The 20,505-nt window shown below is 64.5% G+C and carries 13 protein-coding genes; 4 read left to right on the top strand and 9 right to left on the bottom strand.

Going from position 1 to position 20,505, the window contains the following annotated elements; genetic code table 11:
• Window positions 1-22: 22 nt before the first annotated feature.
• On the bottom strand, window positions 23-1,588 hold the full coding sequence (locus tag K4G67_RS02350; RefSeq protein WP_239804803.1) for a BCCT family transporter: 1,566 nt from the start codon (window positions 1,586-1,588) through the stop codon (window positions 23-25).
• A gap of 347 nt (window positions 1,589-1,935) precedes the next feature.
• Here K4G67_RS02350 and K4G67_RS02355 point away from each other — a divergent pair, with 347 nt between their 5' ends.
• Window positions 1,936-4,620 carry a TonB-dependent receptor gene (locus K4G67_RS02355; protein ID WP_239804804.1) on the top strand — a complete coding sequence of 895 codons (2,685 nt, stop codon included), beginning with the start codon at window positions 1,936-1,938 and terminating at the stop codon, window positions 4,618-4,620.
• A 98-nt stretch (window positions 4,621-4,718) separates the two neighbouring features.
• Window positions 4,719-6,677 carry a tetratricopeptide repeat-containing sulfotransferase family protein gene (locus tag K4G67_RS02360; protein ID WP_239804805.1) on the top strand — a complete coding sequence of 653 codons (1,959 nt, stop codon included), beginning with the start codon at window positions 4,719-4,721 and terminating at the stop codon, window positions 6,675-6,677.
• On the opposite strand, the gene K4G67_RS02365 is transcribed toward K4G67_RS02360, so the two are convergent.
• The 4 genes from K4G67_RS02365 to K4G67_RS02380 form a co-directional block, all read right to left on the bottom strand.
• The gene (locus tag K4G67_RS02365) at window positions 6,664-7,908 is read right to left on the bottom strand and encodes an MFS transporter (protein ID WP_239804806.1); all 1,245 of its coding nucleotides are present in this window, start codon (window positions 7,906-7,908) and stop codon (window positions 6,664-6,666) included. The two genes, K4G67_RS02360 and K4G67_RS02365, sit on opposite strands and share 14 nt — an antisense overlap.
• A 156-nt stretch (window positions 7,909-8,064) precedes the next feature.
• Entirely contained in the window at window positions 8,065-8,466 is a 402-nt protein-coding gene (locus K4G67_RS02370) for a PDZ domain-containing protein (RefSeq protein WP_239804807.1), read from the bottom strand.
• Complete coding sequence (locus K4G67_RS02375) at window positions 8,415-9,788, bottom strand: M61 family metallopeptidase (RefSeq protein WP_239805079.1); 1,374 nt, start codon at window positions 9,786-9,788, stop codon at window positions 8,415-8,417. Before K4G67_RS02375 ends, K4G67_RS02370 begins: the two co-directional genes overlap by 52 nt.
• The gene (locus tag K4G67_RS02380) at window positions 9,788-10,264 is read right to left on the bottom strand and encodes an Lrp/AsnC family transcriptional regulator (RefSeq protein ID WP_239804808.1); all 477 of its coding nucleotides are present in this window, start codon (window positions 10,262-10,264) and stop codon (window positions 9,788-9,790) included. The genes K4G67_RS02375 and K4G67_RS02380 overlap by 1 nt, the downstream gene beginning before the upstream one ends.
• A 126-nt stretch (window positions 10,265-10,390) precedes the next feature.
• Here K4G67_RS02380 and K4G67_RS02385 point away from each other — a divergent pair, with 126 nt between their 5' ends.
• The gene (locus K4G67_RS02385) at window positions 10,391-11,347 is read left to right on the top strand and encodes an ornithine cyclodeaminase family protein (RefSeq protein ID WP_239804809.1); all 957 of its coding nucleotides are present in this window, start codon (window positions 10,391-10,393) and stop codon (window positions 11,345-11,347) included.
• Entirely contained in the window at window positions 11,344-13,437 is a 2,094-nt protein-coding gene (locus K4G67_RS02390; RefSeq protein WP_239804810.1) for an amidohydrolase family protein, read from the top strand. Before K4G67_RS02385 ends, K4G67_RS02390 begins: the two co-directional genes overlap by 4 nt.
• Here the strand turns inward: K4G67_RS02390 and K4G67_RS02395 are convergent.
• The 4 genes from K4G67_RS02395 to K4G67_RS02410 form a co-directional block, all read right to left on the bottom strand.
• Window positions 13,432-14,733, bottom strand: coding sequence for an APC family permease (locus tag K4G67_RS02395; RefSeq protein WP_239804811.1), 1,302 nt, complete (start codon window positions 14,731-14,733; stop codon window positions 13,432-13,434). The genes K4G67_RS02390 and K4G67_RS02395 overlap by 6 nt on opposite strands.
• On the bottom strand, window positions 14,730-16,133 hold the full coding sequence (locus K4G67_RS02400; protein ID WP_239804812.1) for a S10 family serine carboxypeptidase-like protein: 1,404 nt from the start codon (window positions 16,131-16,133) through the stop codon (window positions 14,730-14,732). The genes K4G67_RS02395 and K4G67_RS02400 overlap by 4 nt, the downstream gene beginning before the upstream one ends.
• A complete protein-coding gene (locus K4G67_RS02405) occupies window positions 16,130-17,254 on the bottom strand; it encodes a pyridoxal phosphate-dependent aminotransferase (RefSeq protein WP_239804813.1) in 1,125 nt (374 codons plus the stop codon). Before K4G67_RS02405 ends, K4G67_RS02400 begins: the two co-directional genes overlap by 4 nt.
• A 102-nt stretch (window positions 17,255-17,356) precedes the next feature.
• Window positions 17,357-20,389 (bottom strand): TonB-dependent receptor domain-containing protein, encoded by a 3,033-nt coding sequence (locus tag K4G67_RS02410; protein WP_239804814.1) that lies wholly within the window; start codon window positions 20,387-20,389, stop codon window positions 17,357-17,359.
• Between the last annotated feature and the right edge of the window lie 116 nt (window positions 20,390-20,505).

The following is a 20,505-nucleotide window of genomic DNA, read 5'->3' on the forward strand; positions in this document are numbered from 1 at the left end:
GTGCGGGAGGGATATGCGGCGATCAGTCGTCGTCGTCGAGCCTGCGCCCGGTGTCGAATACGCGCCGCTCGGCCAGCATCCTGAGCAGGCCATAGGTCATCGCCAGCAGCACCAGCGCAAAGGGCAGGCCGGTCACGATGGCCGCGGTCTGCAACGCGCCCAGCCCGCCGCTCCACAACAGGGCACCGGCCAGCACGCCGATCGCCACCGCCCATGTCACGCGCGGGGTAAACCCGGCCTCCTGATGCCCGCCCGATGCGATCATCGCCGTCACCAGCGCGCCCGAATCGGCCGAGGTCACGAAGAATGTCGCGACGATCACGATGGCAAGTCCGGATGCGACCTGCGCCAGCGGATAGTGGCTGAGGAAGGCGAACAATGCATCAGGCATGCTGGCCGCGACCGCTTCCGACAAGCCGCCGGCGCCGAACAGCTCGATATAAAGCGCGCTGTCGCCGAAAATCGTCATCCAGGCAAAGGTGAACAGCGTCGGCACCAGCAGCACGCCGAGAATGAATTCGCGGATCGTGCGGCCATAGGAAATGCGCGCGATGAAGATGCCGACGAACGGCGACCAGCTGATCCACCAGGCGTAGTAGAAGATCGTCCAGCTGCCCTGCCATTCGCCGTCCGTATAGGTTTCGGTCCAGGTCGAGAGATAGACGAATTGTTGCAGGTAATAGCCGATATTTTGCACGAACCCGTCGAGCAGGAAGACCGTCGGCCCGGCAATCAGCACGAACAGCGCCAGCCCGACCGCGAGCGCCATGTTCACCTCCGACAGGATGCGGATCCCCTTGTCGAGGCCCATCGCGACCGAGATCGTGGCAAGCGCGGTGATCACCGCGATGAGAATTGCCTTTACCAGCCCCGTTTCCGGCAAGCCGGCGAGCAGGGCGAGCCCCGCGTTGATCTGCGACGCCCCGAAACCGAGCGAGGCGGCAACGCCGCACACCGTCGCCGTGATGGCCAGCACGTCGATCAGATCGACGAGGAAGGTCGGCATGCGCGGAAACGCTTCCTTCAGGAAGGACCCGATGCTGAGCGTCAGCTCGCGATTGTAGCAGATATAGGCGAGCGACAGGCCGATGATCGCATAAATGCCCCACGCATGCAGGCCCCAGTGCAGAAAGGTCAGGCCCATCGCATGCTGTGCATTGCCGGCCAGCCCGCGCACCAGTGCCGCATCGGGATCGGAAAACGCGCTCAACGGCGGGGCGGAAAAATGAAGCACGGGCTCGGCCACGCCATAGAACAGGAGGCCGATGCCCATGCCTGCGCTGAACAGCATGGCGAACCAGCTCGGCAGCGAATATTGCGGCTTTGCCTTCACCCCGCCAAGCCGGACATTGCCGCGCCGCGTGAACGCGAGATAGCCGCAGGTGATGAGCATCACGTTCACGGTGAGCACGAGCAGCCAGCCGAAATTGGTCGTCGCCCACGCCTGCACCGCGTTGAACCGGTCCGCCGCATCGTCGGGATCCAGCACCGCCGCCGCGATCAGCAAGGAAATGGCCGCGATCGCGCCAAAGAAGACCGTTGGTTTGAAAGTGGCGGGATTCGTATCCGCCGTGCCTGTTCCTGCCATAAAACCTGTCTTTCCAACTGTTCGGTCCGGATCCGGACACGCGATGCGAACCGACCCTCTATCGAAAAAGGGATGGTTCGTAAGCGCAATGCGTAAATTCACGCGCTTCTTCGTTTGTATAGGTCCGGTGTGACGCCGCGGATAGGCGGTGTGTGTCGATTTTGCAACAGCCATCGAAGACATGGCAAATGTTATGGTGCGACGGGTGGTCATCCTCCGGAACCTTCCCTAGCCCACCGCCATCGCGAGTGCGGACCACCTGCGCAATGCTGCGCCTTGTCCCTCGCGATCGATTCTGAACGCTGTGGCCGTTCGCGCCGCAGACCGCAAAAAACGGGGAAGAAAATATGTTCAAGCTGAGCAGCGGCGTGTCCGCTGGTGCGATGGCGATTGTGCTGGCGGTGCCGGCCATCGCACAGGACGTGACCACGCCGACACCCAATCCGCCCGTGCCCGCCGCCAGCGCCAAGCCGAAGGCACCGCGTCAAGGCGGCGTGACGGAGATCATCGTCACCGCAACGAAGCAGTCCGAAAGCCTGCAGGACGTCGCCGTATCGGTGAACGCCATCGGCTCCGAAGAGCTGGAAAACCTGGGCGTTGCGACCTTCGACGATTACCTCGCGCAGCTTCCCAATGTGACGGCGGGCGGCAGCGGGCCGGGGCAGAGCACGATCTACATTCGCGGCCTTGCCTCCACCACGCCCAACCTCACCACCGCGGGCGTTGCCGGGCTTGCCCCCAACGTGTCGCTCTATCTCGACGAGCAGCCCTTGTCGCAGCCGGGCCGCAATCTCGACGTGTATGCCGCCGATCTTGAACGGATCGAGGTGTTGTCCGGGCCGCAGGGCACGCTGTTCGGCGCAAGTTCGCAGGCGGGCGTCGTGCGCCTCATCACCAACAAGCCGCGCCTGTCGGGCTTTGACGCAGGGTTCAGCGCGGAAACCTCCTTCACCAAGGGTGGCGAGACCAGCTACAAGGCGGAGGCGATGTTGAACGTGCCGGTGACCGACCGGCTGGCATTGCGCGGCGTCGTCTATCTCGACGATCAGGGCGGCTATATCGACAATGTCGCGGGAACGCGTTCGGCGCGCGACAGCGCCCGTTTCCGCGCCGCCGGCACCCCGCGCGACAATGGCGTACCCGTCAGCGAACAGCGCGGCGGTTTCCAGGCCGGGGCCGATCTGTCGGACGTGAATTTCATCGACGCCAACAATGACGGCCTGGTCGAGGAAAACTTCAACGACACGCAATATGCCGGTTTCCGGGCCAGCGCGCTCTATGAATTCACGCCCGACTGGCGCCTGACCGTCGCGCATACGCGGCAGAGCGTGGAATCGGACGGCGTGTTCTTCGCCGATCCCGAACTCGATCTCGACGATCTGGAGATTCAGCGGTTCGAGGACGACCGGCTGGAGGACGATTTCTCCAACACCGCATGGACGGTCGAAGGCCGTCTCGCCATGCTCGACATCGTCTATACCGGTGCCTACACCGACCGCGAGACCGAGCAGCGCATCGATTACACCGATTACCTGTTCGCCGGGCAGTATCTGCCCTACTACATCTGCGACGGTTCGGTGTCCTACCCCGGCGCGAACGCGCCGTCGGGCACGTGCCAGGCGCCCAACCTGTATGTCACCTCCGACACCTCGGCCAAGACCTTCACGCAGGAATTCCGCGTCAGCACGCCGCAGGAAGACCGCCTGCGCGGCACGGCGGGCGTATTCTACTCCGATCTCACGCTCAAGGAGCGCAACGACTACACCTATCCCGGCAGCGAGATGATCGACCTGTTCGGCGGGTCGTTCCCCGACAATTTCCCCTTCCCCGGCGCGTATCAGTCGGATGCCGGTCCGTTCCCCTATGGCGTGATCTTCCGCAACGATGTGAAGCGCACGGATGAACAGTTCGGCCTGTTCGGCGAGGCGTCGTTCGACATCATTCCCGACGTGCTGACCATCACCGGCGGCGCGCGTTACTATGACGTGTCGGTCGGCTTTGCGGGCACGGCGAACTCGTCCTTCTGCAACAGCAGCGGGGTCGATGAAAACGCGTTCGGCACCAACCTGTCCGACCTTTACGACGGGGACGGGCAATATACCTTTATCGGCAGCTGCAGCGAAGACCTGCGGCAGACGTTCAATGTCGGCGACAGCGTCGAGGACATCATGGCTGCCGGACTGTCCGCCACGCAGGCGCAGCAGGTGTTCAACGCCCTCACCGCGCCGGACGAAGCGCGCGCGAAGGGCACGATCTTCAAGGGGACGCTGACCTACACGCCGACCGAGGATCTGCTGTTCTACGCCACCTATTCCGAAGGGTTCCGCCCCGGCCTGCTCAACCGTCCCGGCGGCACGCAGGGTCCGAACGGGTTCACCGTGCCGTTCGAGCTCGACACCGACGAGGTGCAGAATTACGAGATCGGCTGGAAGATGGAGCTTCTGAACCGCGAGCTGCGCTTCAACGGCAGCGCGTATTACGTCGACATCAGCCGGTTGCAGACGACGATCTTCGACCCCAGCATCACCAATCTGTTCTTCTCCGACAATGCGGCGAATGCGGAGATCTGGGGTGTCGAAGGCGATCTGACCTATGCGCCCTATGCGGTGCCGGGGCTGACCGTGGCGGGCGCGTTCTCCTTCCTCGATACCGAGATTACCGAGGTGCTGACCCCGACCGACGACGTGCAGGCAGGCGAACCGCTTGCCTACGCCCCCGGTTTTCAGGGCAATCTGCGCGCGCGTTACGAATGGGATCTCAACAGCGAGCTGACCGCCCATGTCATGCCGCAGATGACCTATTCGGCGTCGAAATACACCGACATCATCCTGATCAACCGGCTGGAACTCGACAGCTATGCGACGTTCGGGGCGACGGCAGGCGTGACGAACGGGACGTGGTCGGCCGAATTGTTCGGGGAGAACCTCACCGATACGCGGGCCGAGATCGCGGGCAATTTCTACTACGATCGGGCCCGGATCACGACGAACCGGCCATTGACGGTGGGCCTGCGCGTGTCCTTCGATTATTGAGGATGGCGCGGTCCTGAGGGATGCAAGGGCGGCGGGGCGGCTTCGGCTTGCCCCGCCGCTTTGCATTCGGGCACGAGCGGTGGCACGGGATGCAGGCGATGACCGACGATAAAGACACGATGAAACAGGCGCAGGACGCGCTGCGCGAGGGGCGTTTTGCCGATGGGCTGACGCTTGCGCGCACGTTGCTCGACGCGAGCGAGAATGCCGATGCGCTCTATATCGCCGCGGTCGCCGCGCGCTATCTGCGCGATTATGCGAGCGCGGAGGATTACCTCGCCCGGCTGCACGCCGCATCGCCCGAATATGGCCGCGGCTGGCAGGAGCAGGGCCACCTCGCCCGCGCGCAGGCGGAGGCGGAACGCGCGCTCGATGCCTATCGCCGGGCCTGCAGGTTCAACCCCTATCTTGACGCGGCATGGCGAGCGCAGGGCGAATTGCTGACCGCTGCCGGAAAACCGGGCGAGGCGGCACAGGCCATGGCGCAGGCGGAGCGGCTGCGCGCCCTGCCCCGCGAGCTGATCGCGGTGGGTCACCATCTGCACGAAGGACGCCTGTTGCGGGCCGAGGAAATCTGCCGCCATTACCTGCGCCGCCATCCCCGCGACGTGGAGGCGATGCGCCTGCTTGCCGAGATCGGCAGCCGTCTGGGCATTGTCGACGATGCGGAATTCCTGCTCGAAAGCGCGGTCGCCTTTGCGCCGGACAACGTGCAATTGCGGCTCGATTATATCGCCGCTTTGCGCAAGCGGCAGAAGTTCGCCCGCGCACGGGAGGAGGCCGAGGCGCTTTACCGCACCGATCCCGACAACCCGCTGTTTCAATCGCACCTTGCGATCGAGGCGATGCAGACCGGCGATTACGAGCAGGCCTTCGACCTGTTCGATGCCGTGCTGGCCCGCCTTCCGGACGATCCCGCCACGCTGACCTCGCGTGGTCATGCGCTGAAAACCCGGGGGCGGCAGGAGGATGCGGTCGCGTCCTATCGCGCCGCGATCGCCGCCGCGCCCGCGCATGGCGATGCGTGGTATGCGCTCGCCAATCTCAAGACCTGGCGTTTCGACGATGCCGACCGGGCGAAGATGGCCGCGCTGCTACGTCGCGGCGATCTGGCGTTCATGGACCGGGTCCACCTCGAATTCGCGATGGCGAAGGCGGCGGAGGACGCAAAGGATTACGACACCGCCTTTGCCCATTACGCCGCCGGCAACGACCTCAAACGCCGACAGACACGCTATGACGCGGACCGGATGAGCGAGGAGCTGAACCGTCAAAAAGCCGCGTGCACGCCCGAACTTTTCGCAGCGCACGACGGCAGCGGCGACCCCGCGCCCGATCCGATCTTCATCGTCGGCCTGCCGCGCGCGGGTTCGACTCTGCTGGAGCAGATTCTCGCCTCGCACCCGATGGTGGACGGGACGATGGAACTGCCCGACATCCTCGCGCTCGCCCACCGGTTGCGCGGGCGGCGGGCCGGGCAATCGCGCTATCCCGAAATCCTGCATGAGTTGAGCGATGAACAATTCGCCAAGTTCGGCCATGACTATATCGAGAACACGCGTATCCACCGGCAGCGCGCGCCGTTCTTCATCGACAAGATGCCGAACAATTTCCGGCATATCGGGCTGATCCATCTCATCCTGCCCAATGCCAGGATCATCGATGCGCGCCGGGCGCCGATGGATTGCTGCTTTTCCGGGTTCAAGCAGCTTTTTGCCGAAGGGCAGGAATTCACCTACGGCCTTAAGGAAATCGGGCGCTATTACCGCGACTACGTCGATCTGATGGCGCATTGGGACGCGGTGCTGCCGGGCCGCGTCCTGCGCGTGCAGCACGAGGACGTGCTCGACGATCTGGAGGGGCAGGTGCGCCGCATGCTCGACCATTGCGGCCTGCCGTTCGATCGGGCGTGCCTCGATTTCCACCGCACCGACCGCGCGGTGCGTACGGCGAGTTCGGAACAGGTGCGCCGCCCGATCAATCGCACGGGCGTCGATGCCTGGAAACCGTTCGAACCCTGGCTCGACGATCTCAAGGCGGCGCTTACTCCTCGATAAACTCGCTTTCCTCGGAAAACGGCTCCAGCGCGGCGGACATGGGGGAGGTGCGCGGCAGGATCTGATACGGCTGCTGCTGATCGTTGGGGACGGCCTCGCTGCGGAAGATGCGCCAGATGGCGAACACCATCGCCCCGCCGATGACCCCGGCAATGAACAGATAGAGCCCCGCCGGCCCGATGAGCTGCATGGCGAGCGAGCCCGTGATCGGCCCCGCCGCCGCCCCCGCCGAATAGACGAGGATGAGCCCGCCGCTCGCGCTCAACTGCTCCTCCTCGGTGAGGCGGTCATTGGTATGCGCGACACAAAGCGGGTAGAGCGCGAACACCATCCCGCCCAGCACCGCACCCGCCAGCGCCATCGCCCACACCGCCGCGCCCGCCACCGCGAGCGCGACCGCCGCCAGCGCACCGCCAACCGTCGCGGCCAGGATCACGAGCCGGCGATCGAACCGGTCGGAAAGATGACCCATCGGATATTGCAGCGCGACCCCGCCGGCGATCACCGCGCTGATGAAAAAGGTGATGTTGCCGATGGCGAGGCCCGATTGCCGCCCCGCGACGGCGGCCAGGCCGTAAAACGCGCCCAGCGCCAGCCCCGTCGCCCCCACGCCTACCAGGCCGAGCGGCGATGCCCGGAACAATGCGGGCAGCGCGATATGGCTCTGCGCCTCGATATCGGGGCTCGCGATGCGGGTCAGCGCGACGGGGATGACGGCAAGCGACACCAGCACCGAAGACACCACGAAGGGCAGCATCGGCGACCCTTCGAGATTGACGAAGAACTGCCCCGCGGCCTGTCCGGAATAGAGCGCGATCATGTAGGCGGCGAGGATCGTGCCCCGCGTTTCGACCGTCGCGCGCCGGTTGAGCCAGCTTTCGATGCACAGATACACGCCCGCGATGCAAAGCCCGTCGATAAAGCGCAGCACGATCCAGAGCACCAGATGCGGAAAGATCGCATAGGTCAGCGTGCTCGCCGAAAGCAGCGACACCACCGCACCGAAGGCGCGAATATGCCCGACCCGCGCGACCAGCCCGCCCATGCGGAACGAGCCCGCCGTCAGCCCGGCGAAATAGGCCGTCGTCAACAATGCGATGAACGGCGCGGACACCCCCGCCGCCTCCAGCCGGATCGACAGCAACGTGCCGACAAACCCGTTGCCCAGCATCAGGAGCGCCACCGCGATCAGCAGGCTGCCGACGGCGCGAACGGGTTCGAATTGTCGCATCGCAGATCTCCTTCGCCGCCAGCCATGCCGGGTGCCCCGACGCGCGAATCACGCCCGCCGTGCGAAAGCGCCCCTAATGCGATGCGATGATGACGTATATAGCGTTGCGGGCAATGCGCCGGCGTCAGGGTGCCCTATCGGACAGCGCGGGAGGGTTCAGCGCTTGCCGGCCCCGCATGGCCGCGCCGCCCATTGATAGGCGGGCACGGCCACGCCGCGCGGCAGATAGGTGATTTCCCGTTCCCGTCCGCCGCGCTCTATACGCAGGGTCAGCGTCGCGCTCTGATCCGCCTGCATCGCATCCTGCGGGAAACGGTTCATGATGCGGTCGCCATTGCGCAGACCGGCGCGTTCGGCCTCAGACCCCTGTTTCAATCCGCGCACGATCCGATCCTGCGACACCAGCACAGCCGGGTCGAAGCCGAGATCGAACCGGCGCAGCTCCGCGACCGTCCGGGTAAAGCACGGGCCGAACGCGTCCGACGGCGGCACGACGACCGCGCCGTTCAACATGTCGCGAAATCCGTCGACGCCCTCCTCGCCCAAATCGGCGCGCAACAAACGTTCGAAAAGGGCCTGATCCATCGGCCGCCCGCACGGCGTTCGGCCAGCATCGCGCGGACCAGACCGTCGAGGTTGCGCGCGTTCGCGGATGCTGCGCGAATGTCGGCATCCAGCTTCGCGAAATAAAGCGATCCGCGGTCATAGGGCAGGACGCGCACCCGCGTATCGCGCCAGAAACCATCGGCGATCGCATCGTTCGGCGTCGCGATCAGCGCATTGGTATAATAACGCCCCGCCGTCGCGTTCAGATCGTCGAGAAACGCCGCATCGTCGATCAGCCCGGCCCGCCAGGGCAGCGCCCGTTGATAATATACGGCAAGCCCTTCGCCGAACCATGCCGATGACAGCCCATGCGCCGCATCCATCGTATCGCCGAGCGAGCGGACGAAAGCATGCAGCATTTCATGCGCGAGCAACCCCTTGAGGTCGGCCTGCGTGCTGCTCTCATCGAAGGTGAAGGCGAAACTGTCGGTAAGGCCGATCCCGCTTCCGGGGTTCAGCGGGTTGGTACGCCCGAACACGCCGAAACTGTCGGGTGCGTGGCGAAAGAATTCGCCGTAATAGCGATGAAGCTGCCCCGCCCATTCCATCAGTCCTTCGCCGGCAAAGGCCATATCGCCCTGCCACGCGGCGAAAAACGCACCGTTGTCGACCATTTTTGGCGTGCCGGCCATCACATAGGTCGAACCGATTTCCACAGGACGCAAGGGACGCGCGGATCGCACATCGCCGATGCCAAGACTGCTGAGCGCGCGTGCGGAGGGTTCCATCGCGCCCAGATGCCATGCAATCGTGACGTCGCGCGCAATATCGTCGTCAGGCAGGATCAGGAAAGACAGTGCCGCGCCGGAGAATCCCTCTGTACCCGTGCGCAGCTCGTATTGGGGAAGCGCGAGCGCGGCCCGGTCCGGGTCGAGCGTCACGCGATAGGCAATCGACAACGGCGCCTGCTGCCCGTTGGCGACATGCCATAGGCGCACCGCGTTCGATGCGTCCTCCTGCCTTGTCTCGACCCGCGCGGCGACGGGCGCATCGGCCCGGGTGAATACAGGCGCCGTCATGTCCGACGCGGCGGTCGGCACGTTGTTGGCCAGCGTCTTCATCGTGAATGCATCCGGCGGGTCGGCGATCGTGATCGCGACATCCATGCGATCGACGATGCCATCACCGTCGCCATCCGCCGGGGTCAGTGCGATGGCAAGCGTGCCGGTGTCGCGCGAGCTCGCCCATGTCGGCGAAAAGAGTGCCAGTGCGGCCAGAATGGCGCCGCCTGCACGCATCACCGCGCCGCCCATGATCGGGTTACGCAACGCCATCACAATTCGGGAAGCGGGAGGCGGTGAGTGTTCTTCAGTTCGGACAATGTTGCGGTCGAACGCACATCCTCCACCCCCGGCAAGCGCAGCAAGCGGCGAAACGTGAAATTCTGATACCACGCAATATTGGGCGCCAGCACCTTCAACATGACGTCCATATCGCCGAACAGCGTATACGCCTCGGTGATTTCGTCGATATCCTGTATCGCATTGACGAACCGTTCGCGCGCATCGTCGGACAGGCGCGACATCTTGAGCTGCGCGAAAATATACATGCTTTCGCCGAATTTCTCACGGTCGAGAATGGCGACCTGCCGCTTGACGAAACCGTCGGCCTTCAATCGCTGTATCCGGCGCCAGCACGGCGATTGCGAAAGCCCGACATGGTCGGCGATTTCGCTGGACGATTCTCCTGCGTCGATTTGCAGGCGATCCAGAATCTTAAGGTCGAGGCGGTCGAGTTCGGCGGGCAACATATGCTCCCATCGGGTCTGATAAAGATAATCTATGCATCTTATCGAATGTATCCGGCCCACAACGCAAGACTGCAATATCAACTTTGATTAGTTTACGAGTGCCGACATCTGTGTGAGGAGCTTCCCATGGACAAGCGTGAGCTGACCATCATCGACAGCAAGGCGGTGGCCGCCCATCTCGACTACCCCGGATGCATGGCGGCGATCCGCGACGCGATGATCGCGCTTTCGAACGGACGCACCCGCCAATTGCTGCGCACCATGATCCCGATGAGACAGGGCCGGACCTTCGCGCAGATGCCCGGCGCATTGGGCGACGACGCGATGTTCGGGGCCAAGATGATCAGCGTCTTTGCCGACCCCGACAATCCCGGCACGCGGCGACATCGCGGGATCATCGCAATGTTCGAACCCGAACACGGCATGCCGGTCGCGATCGTCGATGCCGAAGAAGTGACCCATATCCGCACCGCCGCCGCCACTGCGGTCGCAACCGATGCACTGGCGCGCGTCGACGCGCGCCGGCTGCTGATCCTGGGCACCGGGGGGCAGGCGCACAGCCATCTGGCGGCATTGCGGGGCGTTCGTCCGTTCGAGCGCATCGCCATATGGGGCCGCGATGCGGACAAGGCGAGCGCCATCGCGCGGCGATATGCCGATGAATTGCCGATCGAGGCGATTGACGATCTGCCGGAGGGGGCGGCACGCGCCGACGTGATCTGCACGCTGACCGGCGCGCGCGAACCGATCTTGCGCGGCGAATGGCTGCGCCCCGGTTGCCATGTCAATATCGTGGGATCGAGCGGGCCCGGACCGGTCGAGGTCGATACCCCGCTCGTCGTGCGCAGCCGTTTCATCGCCGACAGCCGCACCTCCGCTCTCGACGCGGCGGCCGAATTTCTCGTCGCGAAAGCCGCAGGTGCGGTGAGCGACGCGCATATCGTCGCCGAAATCGGCGAAGTGCTGTCGGGTACGGCGCCGGGCCGGCAATCGGACGAGGACATCACCGCCTACAAATCGCTCGGCCATGCGGTGCAGGATCTTGCTGCCGCCGCCTATCTGATCGAGAGGATCGCACATTGAAATTCCGCCGTCTGCACACCGCCCTGTTTCTGTCCGGCGCGATGCTGGCCTTCCCGCACGACGCGGCGGCGGACACGCAATCGTATAGCGTCATCGCCAATGGCGAAAACGTGGGCCGCGTGCTGGTCGAAATCGACGGCCCGACGGCGCGGATCATCCATGATGTGAAGAACAACGGCCGCGGCCCCACGATGGAAGAGGAGGTCACGCTGGATAAGGACGGCCTTCCGCTGCGCTGGCGGCTGGATGGTACATCCACGTTCGAAAACGCGATTGCGGAGCGTTTCGCACGCGAAAACGACGGCGCGGGATGGACCGCGACATGGACGGACAGCACCGGCAGCGACACCGCCACGACGCGGGAACCGGCCCTCTATATCGCGCAGGAAGGCAGCCCCTGGTCGCTCGGTATCTATGCGCGTGCGCTGCTGGCCGATGCGGACCACGCGATCCCCGCCCTGCCCGGCGGCCGGTTGACGTTGAGCGAGGACGCGCCCGTCACACTGAACGGGGTCGAATATCGCGCGGTGTCGATCAACGGCATCGGGCTTTCGCCCGACACCATTCTGCTGGATGCGGACGATGCGATGTTCGCCCGTCTTTCGACCGGAACCGTGGTCGTGCGCGAAGGATACGAAGCGCTGGCCGATGATATCGCGCAGATTGCCACCCGGCGCGGGGCGCAACGTTTTGCCGATCTCGCCAAAAAATTGTCGCATCGTCACGATGCAGCGGTGCGGGTGCGAAATGTGCGTATCTTCGACCCGGAAACGGGCCGCGTCGGCGAGCCTGCCTCGGTCCTCGTCTACGGGCAACGCATCGCCGCCATCGAACCGTTGGACAGTCCCGCCACGCCGGGCGAAGTCACGATCGACGGCGCGGGTCGGATCGCCATGCCCGGCCTTCACGACATGCACGCGCATGTGTCGCAGCAATCGGCCCTGCTCTACATCGCGTCGGGGGTGACGACGGTGCGCGACATGGGCAATGACAATGCGTTCCTGCTCGACCTCACCGACCGCATCGACGCGGGCGAGGTGATCGGCCCGCGCATCGTGCGCAACGGTTTTCTGGAAGGGCGCAGCGAATATTCGTCGCGCAACGGGTTCATCGCCGATAGCGAGCAGGACGCCATCGACGCGGTGCGCTGGTACGCGGCGCGCGATTACTGGCAGGTGAAGATCTATAATTCCATGAACCCCGCCTGGGTTCCCGCCATCGCGGCGGAGGCAAAGCGGCTCGGGCTGGGGGTTACCGGCCACATTCCCGCCTTTACCGATGCCGATGCGATGATCGCGGCCGGCTATGACGAGATTACCCATATCAATCAGCTGATGCTGGGCTGGGTGCTACAACCGGATGAGGATACGCGCACGCTGCTGCGCCTGACCGCGATGAAGCGGACCGCGGGGCTCGATCTGTCCCTCCCACGGGTGGAGGAGACGTTGCGCGCGATGGAGGCGCGCCACATCGCGCTCGACCCCACGGCCGTCACGCTCGAACTGTTGATGTTGAGCAGGGATGGCGAGATCAGCCCGGCGGTCGCGAGCTATTTCGATCATCTGCCGATTGCGCTGCAACGGCGACGGCGGCAGGGGATTGCGAAGATCGCCTCGCCGCAGGACGATGCCGCCTATCGCGGCGGGTTCGATGCCATTCGCCGCACGCTTGCCGAATTGCACCGGCGCGGCATCACGCTTTTACCCGGCACCGACGACGGGACCGGCCTGTCCGTCCATCGCGAACTTCAGATTTACGAGGATGCAGGTATCCCGCCTGCCGAGGTGCTGCGCATGGGCACGCTCGGCCCCGCAACCTATATGGGTAGGGATCAGCAGTACGGTTCCATCGCCAAGGGGAAGCGGGCCGATTTCGTGCTGCTCGACGCCAACCCGCTCGACGATATGACCGCATTGCACCGGATGGCCATGGTGGTGAAGGACGGGACGATCTACTATCCCGCCGAAATCTGGCGCGAATTGGGGGTCGAACCGTTCGCCGCCGCGCCGGATGTGACGCTTCCGCCCCAAACGGCACGCGCGATCGCCGCGCCCCGGCCCCACGCCGCGCACGACGAATTCGCGCTATAGCCGGGCCGAGCGGCGCACCGGGCGCAACCAGTAATAGGCAGCGCCAATCGCCCCCCATGCGACCAGCAGCACGTAGGGGCGCCAATCCGCCTCCAGCCCCGTAAAAATCAGCGCGGCGGCACAGATTGCCCCCGCCCGGCCAAATGCGACGACCTTGCCGCGCGACGGGCGGAATGCCGCCTGTTCGTACAATTCGGGACGATGGGTTGCGACCTTTGCCGCGGCGAGACAGATGCTGCCGTATTTTACCAGATTGGGAATGTTCACCGCCAGGAACAGGAACGTCAGTTCCATCGGCAGCAGCAACCCCAAACAACCCAGCGCGAACACCGCGAACAACGCGCAATGCGGCACGTGCCAGCGCGGATGCACCCGGCCGAGCGCGCGGGGCAGGACGCCTGCCTGCCCCATCGCCATCAGGCTGCGGCTGAACAGGGTGAAGATCGCGTTGAGGCTGGTCCCGATGGCAACCACGGCGGCGAGGACGATGACCGGCACCGCCGCCGGCCCCATGAACACCTGCGCCGCATCGAGTATGGGCGCCTCGCTCGCGCCGAGCGCCGGACTGCCCATCACGCCGAGCGCCACGAACGCCACGGCCAGATAGAGCAGCGTCGCCGAACCGATCGACAGCGCAATGCCGAGCGGAATGCTGCGCCGGCTTTCGGCGACCTCCGCGCCCGCTTCGGTGGCCGCCTCGATCCCGAAGAACAGCCCCATGAGCAGCGGCGCGGCCGCGAGCATGCCCGAAACACCCTCGGGAAAGAGCGGGTCGAACCGCACCGCTTCGACCGCGCCCGCGCCCCACACGACGAACCCTGTGAACAAAAGCACGAGCAGCCCGATCATCACCGTCTGGCTGCGCGCGGCGGTGCGCACCCCGAACAGATTCGCGATCAAGGCCAGCAACAGCACCACGAACATCGCCGGCTTGACCGGAACCGGCACCACCATCGCGATATAGCGCGTCAGCACCAGCGCCAGCACGACCATCGCGCCCATGTTCGCGACGATCCGCATCCACGCGATGAAAAAGCCCAGCGCCGGATGCAGATAGCGCGAAGGCCACACGAAGGACGCCCCCGACACCGGATCGGCCGAGCCGAGAAAAGCATAGCTGACCGCGATAAGATACATGGGCAGCGCCGCCACCATGACCGAAATCAGCATGGCCGGTCCCGCCAGCGCGGCGGCCGGCGCGATGCCGGAAAAGATCGAGACCCCGACCGCCGTGCCCAGTCCGAGCGACACCACGCCCCAAAGGCCGATGCCCTTGCGCAAGCCGTCGTGTCTCACGCGCATTTGTCCTGAGCAAGAAACCCGCGCAGATCGGCAAGGAATTCCGACCGCGCCGCAGGATTGGAATAGAACATGTGCCCGCCTTCGTACACGCGTGCCGTGGACCGCTCCGGCGCGAGGATCGAGCGGGCGAGCAGGTAATCCGCCGCCCCGACCGTCGTCGTCAAATCGAACAATCCTGTACCGACGAACAGGCGCAGGCAGCGGTTTTCTTCGGCGGCCCGTTCGACGCTTTCCATGAACGGCCAGTCGGCAAAGGGCGAATCTGCTCCGCCATAAGCCCACGCCCCCTCGGGCTGGGAATGAATGGCGTAGGCGGCGGGATCGTCCACGATCTGAAAACGCGTCAGATATTCGCGCATCGCATCCTGATAAAGCGCGGAGACGGCCGAGCATGCGTCCGGCCCGACAATGTCGCTCGCATCATCGGACAGCGGCGCGGTATAGCGTGCGTCATAGCGGCCCGTGACCATGCCGTCGGCCCGCATCAATTCGACGCGAAACGCTTCCTTGGAAATGGCGAGGTCGTGGTCCAGAAAGTAATCCGCCGCCACACCGGTCAGCGCGGACAGCTGTGCCGCAACATCGCGCCGCTCCTCTATGGGAAGGCGCGTACCGGCAAACAATGCCCGGAGATAACGATCGGCCGCGAACTCCATCGCCGCGCGGGCCGCAGCCCGTGGATCGCATGCCGGTGCGACGCGCCCGTGGTAACAGGCGATCGCCGCCATCGTCGGCAACGATACGGCATGGCTGACGATATTGTCGGGACGCTGCGACGTTTCGATCATGTTCAACGCCTGCCCCAAAAGGATGACGCCGCGGATATCCGGCGCTTCTTCCATTCCGGCAAAAGCATCGAGCATGGCCGCCGCGCGGATCGTGCCATAGCTTTCACCCAGGATATAGACCGGCGCCGCAGCGCGATCATGCATGGAAAGCCAGCGAACGACCGCCTCTGCCATGGCGGATGCATCGGCCGCGACGGTATTCAATGCCGCCGGATTCGCCCCGCGGTCGGACAGACCGGTTCCCGGCGGGTCGAGAAACACGACATCCACATTGCCGAGCACGCCGCCATCGTTCGGCGCCAATCTTGCCGCAGAAGGCAAAGCCTGCGCGGGATCGGCCGGAACATCGGCACGCCAGGGGCCGAGAACGCCAATATGAAGATAGGCCGCCGATGCCCCCGGCCCGCCGTTGAACGCGAACAGCACGGGACGGTCCGCGGCCGTCTTGTCGACATAGGATATGGCACCGACGCTGACGGGTTCGTCATCCGTGACAGGGATCACCGTGCTTTCCACCCGATAGTCGCCCTGTGCCGCAACCGGCACGACCGATGCGCAAAGCGCGAGCGTCAGCCCGAAAGCCATTCGCAAACTCGCGCGGATCATGCGCCGATCGCCGTATGTTTGCGGGAAGATTCGATATCGCGAAATTTTGTCATCCCGTCCGTCAATGCCTGCAATCCATAATCCAGCCGCGCCGCCTCGATCCCGAAACCGATGCGGATATGCCCGGGCGATCCGAAATATTCGCCGGGCGCGACAACCACGCCGCCGCGTTGCGCCAACCATTCGGAAAAGGCCCGCGTATCTTCGATGCCGATCAGCCGGGGAAACACGATGCATCCATGTTCCGGCAGCACGCTGTCGACCAGCCCTTCGCCTTGCCAGATATGATGATAGGATTCGATGATCGGCCGTGCCCGCGCGATGATCGCGTCGGTGCGCTCCCGCATCGCTTCGGGTTTTTCGAGCACGAGCGCCGCCACCGCATGCGACAGCTTCGAAATCGAAAACTCGATCTCGTCACTGAGCGCGCGGATCGGGTTCATCACCTCCGGATCGCCGATGATCCATCCGCAGCGAAGCGAGCTCAGCCCATAGATCTTCGTCAGGCTGTTGATGGAGATCAGTCGAGGCGAAATCCTTTTCGTCGCCGCCGCCGCGGCATCCACCCCGGCATAGGGCAGATAGACCTCGTCCACGATCACGGTCAGGTCGCGCCGTTCGGCCAATGCGGCCAGTGCGCGCAGCTCATCCTCGCCCAGTTCGAAGCCCGACGGGTTGTGCAGGTTCGACACGACGATAACGCGCGTTTCGGGGCGCAGCGCCGCCTCCACCCGGTCGGGATCGACGGCGAAACGCGGGCCGACGCGTTCGAAACGGTCCACGCCAAACCCTTGCGTCTCGGCCAGGATGGCGAACAGGTCGAAACCGGGGTTTTCGATCAGGACGCGTTCGCCCGGCTTCATCAACGCGCGATACACCAGCGACAGCGCCCCCGTCGCACCGGTGGTGGTGACGATGGCGTTTTCGTCGACCTCATAATCGCGCGCCAATGCGGCGGTGACATAGGGATTGCCGCCCACGAACGCACTTTGATAGCGCGAGGTGATTTCTTCCCCGAAACCGGCGCCGACCATGCGCGACAGCAATTCCACAGGTTCAGGGACGCTGCTTTCGAACAACCCGACGAGCAGGCTTTGCGGGGGACGCAGGCGCGAAATCATGCGCCGCACCCATTGCGAATAAGACGCCGGGGCGTTGTGTAAAAACGGGGTTGCCATGTCTATCCTTCTGACCGGGCTTTCGCAGCGGGCGAACGGGGCCGGTCACATGCGGATTTTCGCGCCAACCCAGAACCGACGCCCCAGGATGTCGCCATAGGATATCTGGGGGTAGGACGGTTCCTCGTCGGTGAAATTGTCGACGCCGAAGCGGAACGTCATCGCGCCTGCATCGAGCTGCGCCGAAATGCTGTGCGTCAGATTGCTGTCGATGAACGGGTTCGGATTGTTCTCGATCGTGGCGTCGGGCGCGGCTTTCGCATCGTCGAGATAGAACGCCTGATAACTCACCCGCACCGGACCATCGGCCCAGTCGAGATTGAAGCGCCCCTGCCATTCGGGCCGCTGGATCGTGCCGTCGGTCCGCACGAAGGTTTCGCCCGTCACCGATGTCGTGGCCAGCGTGTTGTGCGTCGCATTCGCCCCGACATGGAACCGGCCATAGGCGCCATCGCCGGGCGCGAAGCTGTAATCGATCGCATAGACCTCGCCCCGATATTTGACGATGCCCGCGTTGAAGGTCGTCGTCGTGCCCGTCAGAATCGTGCCGCCCGGGCTCAACCCGTCCGGACTGGCGAGGCGGGTGAACGCATCGCAGACCGCCGGGTCGGGATCGACATTGTCATAGCAGGCCGCCGCGAAATCGGCCGTGGTAAAGGGTGACAGCCCATCCTCCAGATCGATCTCGATCCGGTCGGCACTGATCGTCAGGCCGGGGATGAAGGCCGGTTGCACCACGATGCCGTAGGTCAGCGTGTCCGAAACTTCGTTCCGCAGATCGGGATTGCCGCCGGTGGTGATGTCGGCACGCGAGAAATTCTCGGTCGGGCTCTGGAACCCGGCCAGCCGTTCGGCCGCGCTGTCGCCTGCATTCGCCCCGTCGGCATCCACGCCAAAGCCTGGGTTCGCCTCGAACAGGGCCAGGCAATTGGCGTAGCGCACATCGGGGTTCGGGCCATTATTGATACGATCGGCATCGCACGGATCGCGGCCCGCCGAATCCAGGGTCACGCTCGTCGGCGCGAACAGCTGCGTCAGCGTCGGCGCACGGAAATTGCGGCTGCGCGACGCGCGCAGGGTCACCCCGTCCACCGGCCGCCAGCGCAGGCCGAGATCCCATACCTCTTCCTTGCCCGCGATCGAATTGTCGACATAGCGCCCCGCCGCACTGAGCTCCAGCATCTCGATCAGCGGCACGCCCATGCCATAATCGACGATCGGGATCAGCAGTTCGCCGGAAATTTCATCGGTATTATAGCCGCCCGATTGCGCCTGCTCCATCGTGCCGCCCCCGAACAGGCCGAGCCGGTTCGCCTCCAGCGGGATGAAATCCACGCTTTCGTCGCGATGTTCATACGCGAGCGAGAATTGCGCGGTGCCGCCCGGCAATTCGAACAGATCGCCGCCCAGCGTGGCAAGCAGATCGACCTGCTCGTTCGTGTAGTCGAGCCCGGCGCGCACGCTGACATATTGCTGTGCCGCGGCGCTGACATTGCCGTTGCCGAACGGGTTGATCGGCGCGCAGGCGGGATCATCGTTCGACGGGTCGTCGTCGGCATTGATGGCGCATACGATGTCGCCGCCCGAGGTCACCGCGTCGATCGCATTGGCATATTTCGCATTGTCCACGTCCCAGCGGCGCTGCGCCCCGTCGACCCGGGCGTAGCTGCCCGACACGGACCAGTAGAAATCGCGCCACCCGGCAGAAAAATCCCCCTCCACGCCCAGCACGCCGCGGTAGGTTTCGGCCTTGTTCGTCTGCGTATTCGATGGGGTAAGGTCGAAGAAATATTTGGACAGGAAGATCGGCGCCCCTTGCGCAAAACCGGGCTTTGCCGCGGACAACGTGGCGCGCGCCTCGTCCGACAGGAACGGATTGGCGATGTTAAATTGGACCGGCCCCGCATAGGTTCCGAAATTGAGGATGGAGCGGCTCTGCCCCTGCGGGATTTCATCGCCTTCGGTGCGGGCATAAAGCCCCTCGGCACGGACCGTCACGGTATCGGAGATGTCGTATCGCGCGATCAGATTGCCCGTAATCCGTTCCACCCCGGTGCGCAGCCCGACAAGATCGGTATAGCTGAACCCGTCGCCGCCGCTGGCGAAGGGAATGCCCACGTCGTTGCCGGGGTCGAATGCCTGCAAACTGCCGTCGGGCGCGAATTGCAACGGCACGCCATCTGCCTGCACCAATGATGTGGTGAACGGGGCGGGCGTGTTGAACAGGACGCCATTGGCGTTGAACGGCCAGAATGCCGCATTCAGCAATTCGCGGACCGAGGGGATGCCGTCGTTGGGCCCGGTGTCGAGCGGATTGGTGACGGTCAACCGGCCCAGCGCCGACAGAGGCCGGTCGCCAAATTGCAGGATCGGGCTTTTCGCGTAACCGAGGTCCACCGCCACATTGCCCCGCCCATCGGCGAAATTGGTGCCCGCGGTGCCGCGCAGGCTGTAGGTGTGGTAATCGCCGCGCGATGAAATGCCGGTCTGTCCGTCAAGCTCGATGCCCTCGAACTCGTCCTTCAGCACGTAATTGACGACGCCGGCGATCGCGTCGGAGCCATAGACCGCCGCGCCGCCGCCCTGCACGACCTCGACCCGGTCCAGCAGGCCGAGCGGGATGATGTTCGCATCGACCTGCGCATCGCCCAGCCCCGACGATGTCGTCACCATGCGCCTTCCGTTCACCAGCGTCAGCGTGCGTCCGGTACCAAGCCCGAAGAGATTGGGAAATTGCTGCCCCGAACCGCTGCTTTCGCCGCTGTTGTCCGCCTGGTTCAGCTGCGGCGTATTGGCGGTAAGCTGATTGAGGGCCTCTGCGGCGGAGGTAAAGCCGCGATCCTCGACCACGCCTTCTTCGACGACGGTACGCGGCGCGCTTTCGGCCGACGGGTCCCGCCGGATGCGCGAACCGGTGACCACGATCGCCTCGCTTTCGACCACGCCGTCCTGCGCGATGGCGGTATCATCCTGGGCAAGAACGGGCGCCGACCAGGCCAGCAGCGCAGCGCTCGCCGATCCTGCGAGCAGGCGCCTGCGCGCAGGGCCGCGAAACGTTCGATGAGTGGAAATGGCCATGATAACCCCCTTGCCTTCAGATTGTTCGTCGAAATCCCCGGAACCCTCGCACCCCAGGGCACCCCCGGCTCCAAGGCTTATGGATACACGCACGCACCGGGGAAATTCTTCTCAAA

This window comes from Croceicoccus hydrothermalis (assembly GCF_022378335.1).
In the GTDB taxonomy this organism is placed as follows: domain Bacteria; phylum Pseudomonadota; class Alphaproteobacteria; order Sphingomonadales; family Sphingomonadaceae; genus Croceicoccus; species Croceicoccus hydrothermalis.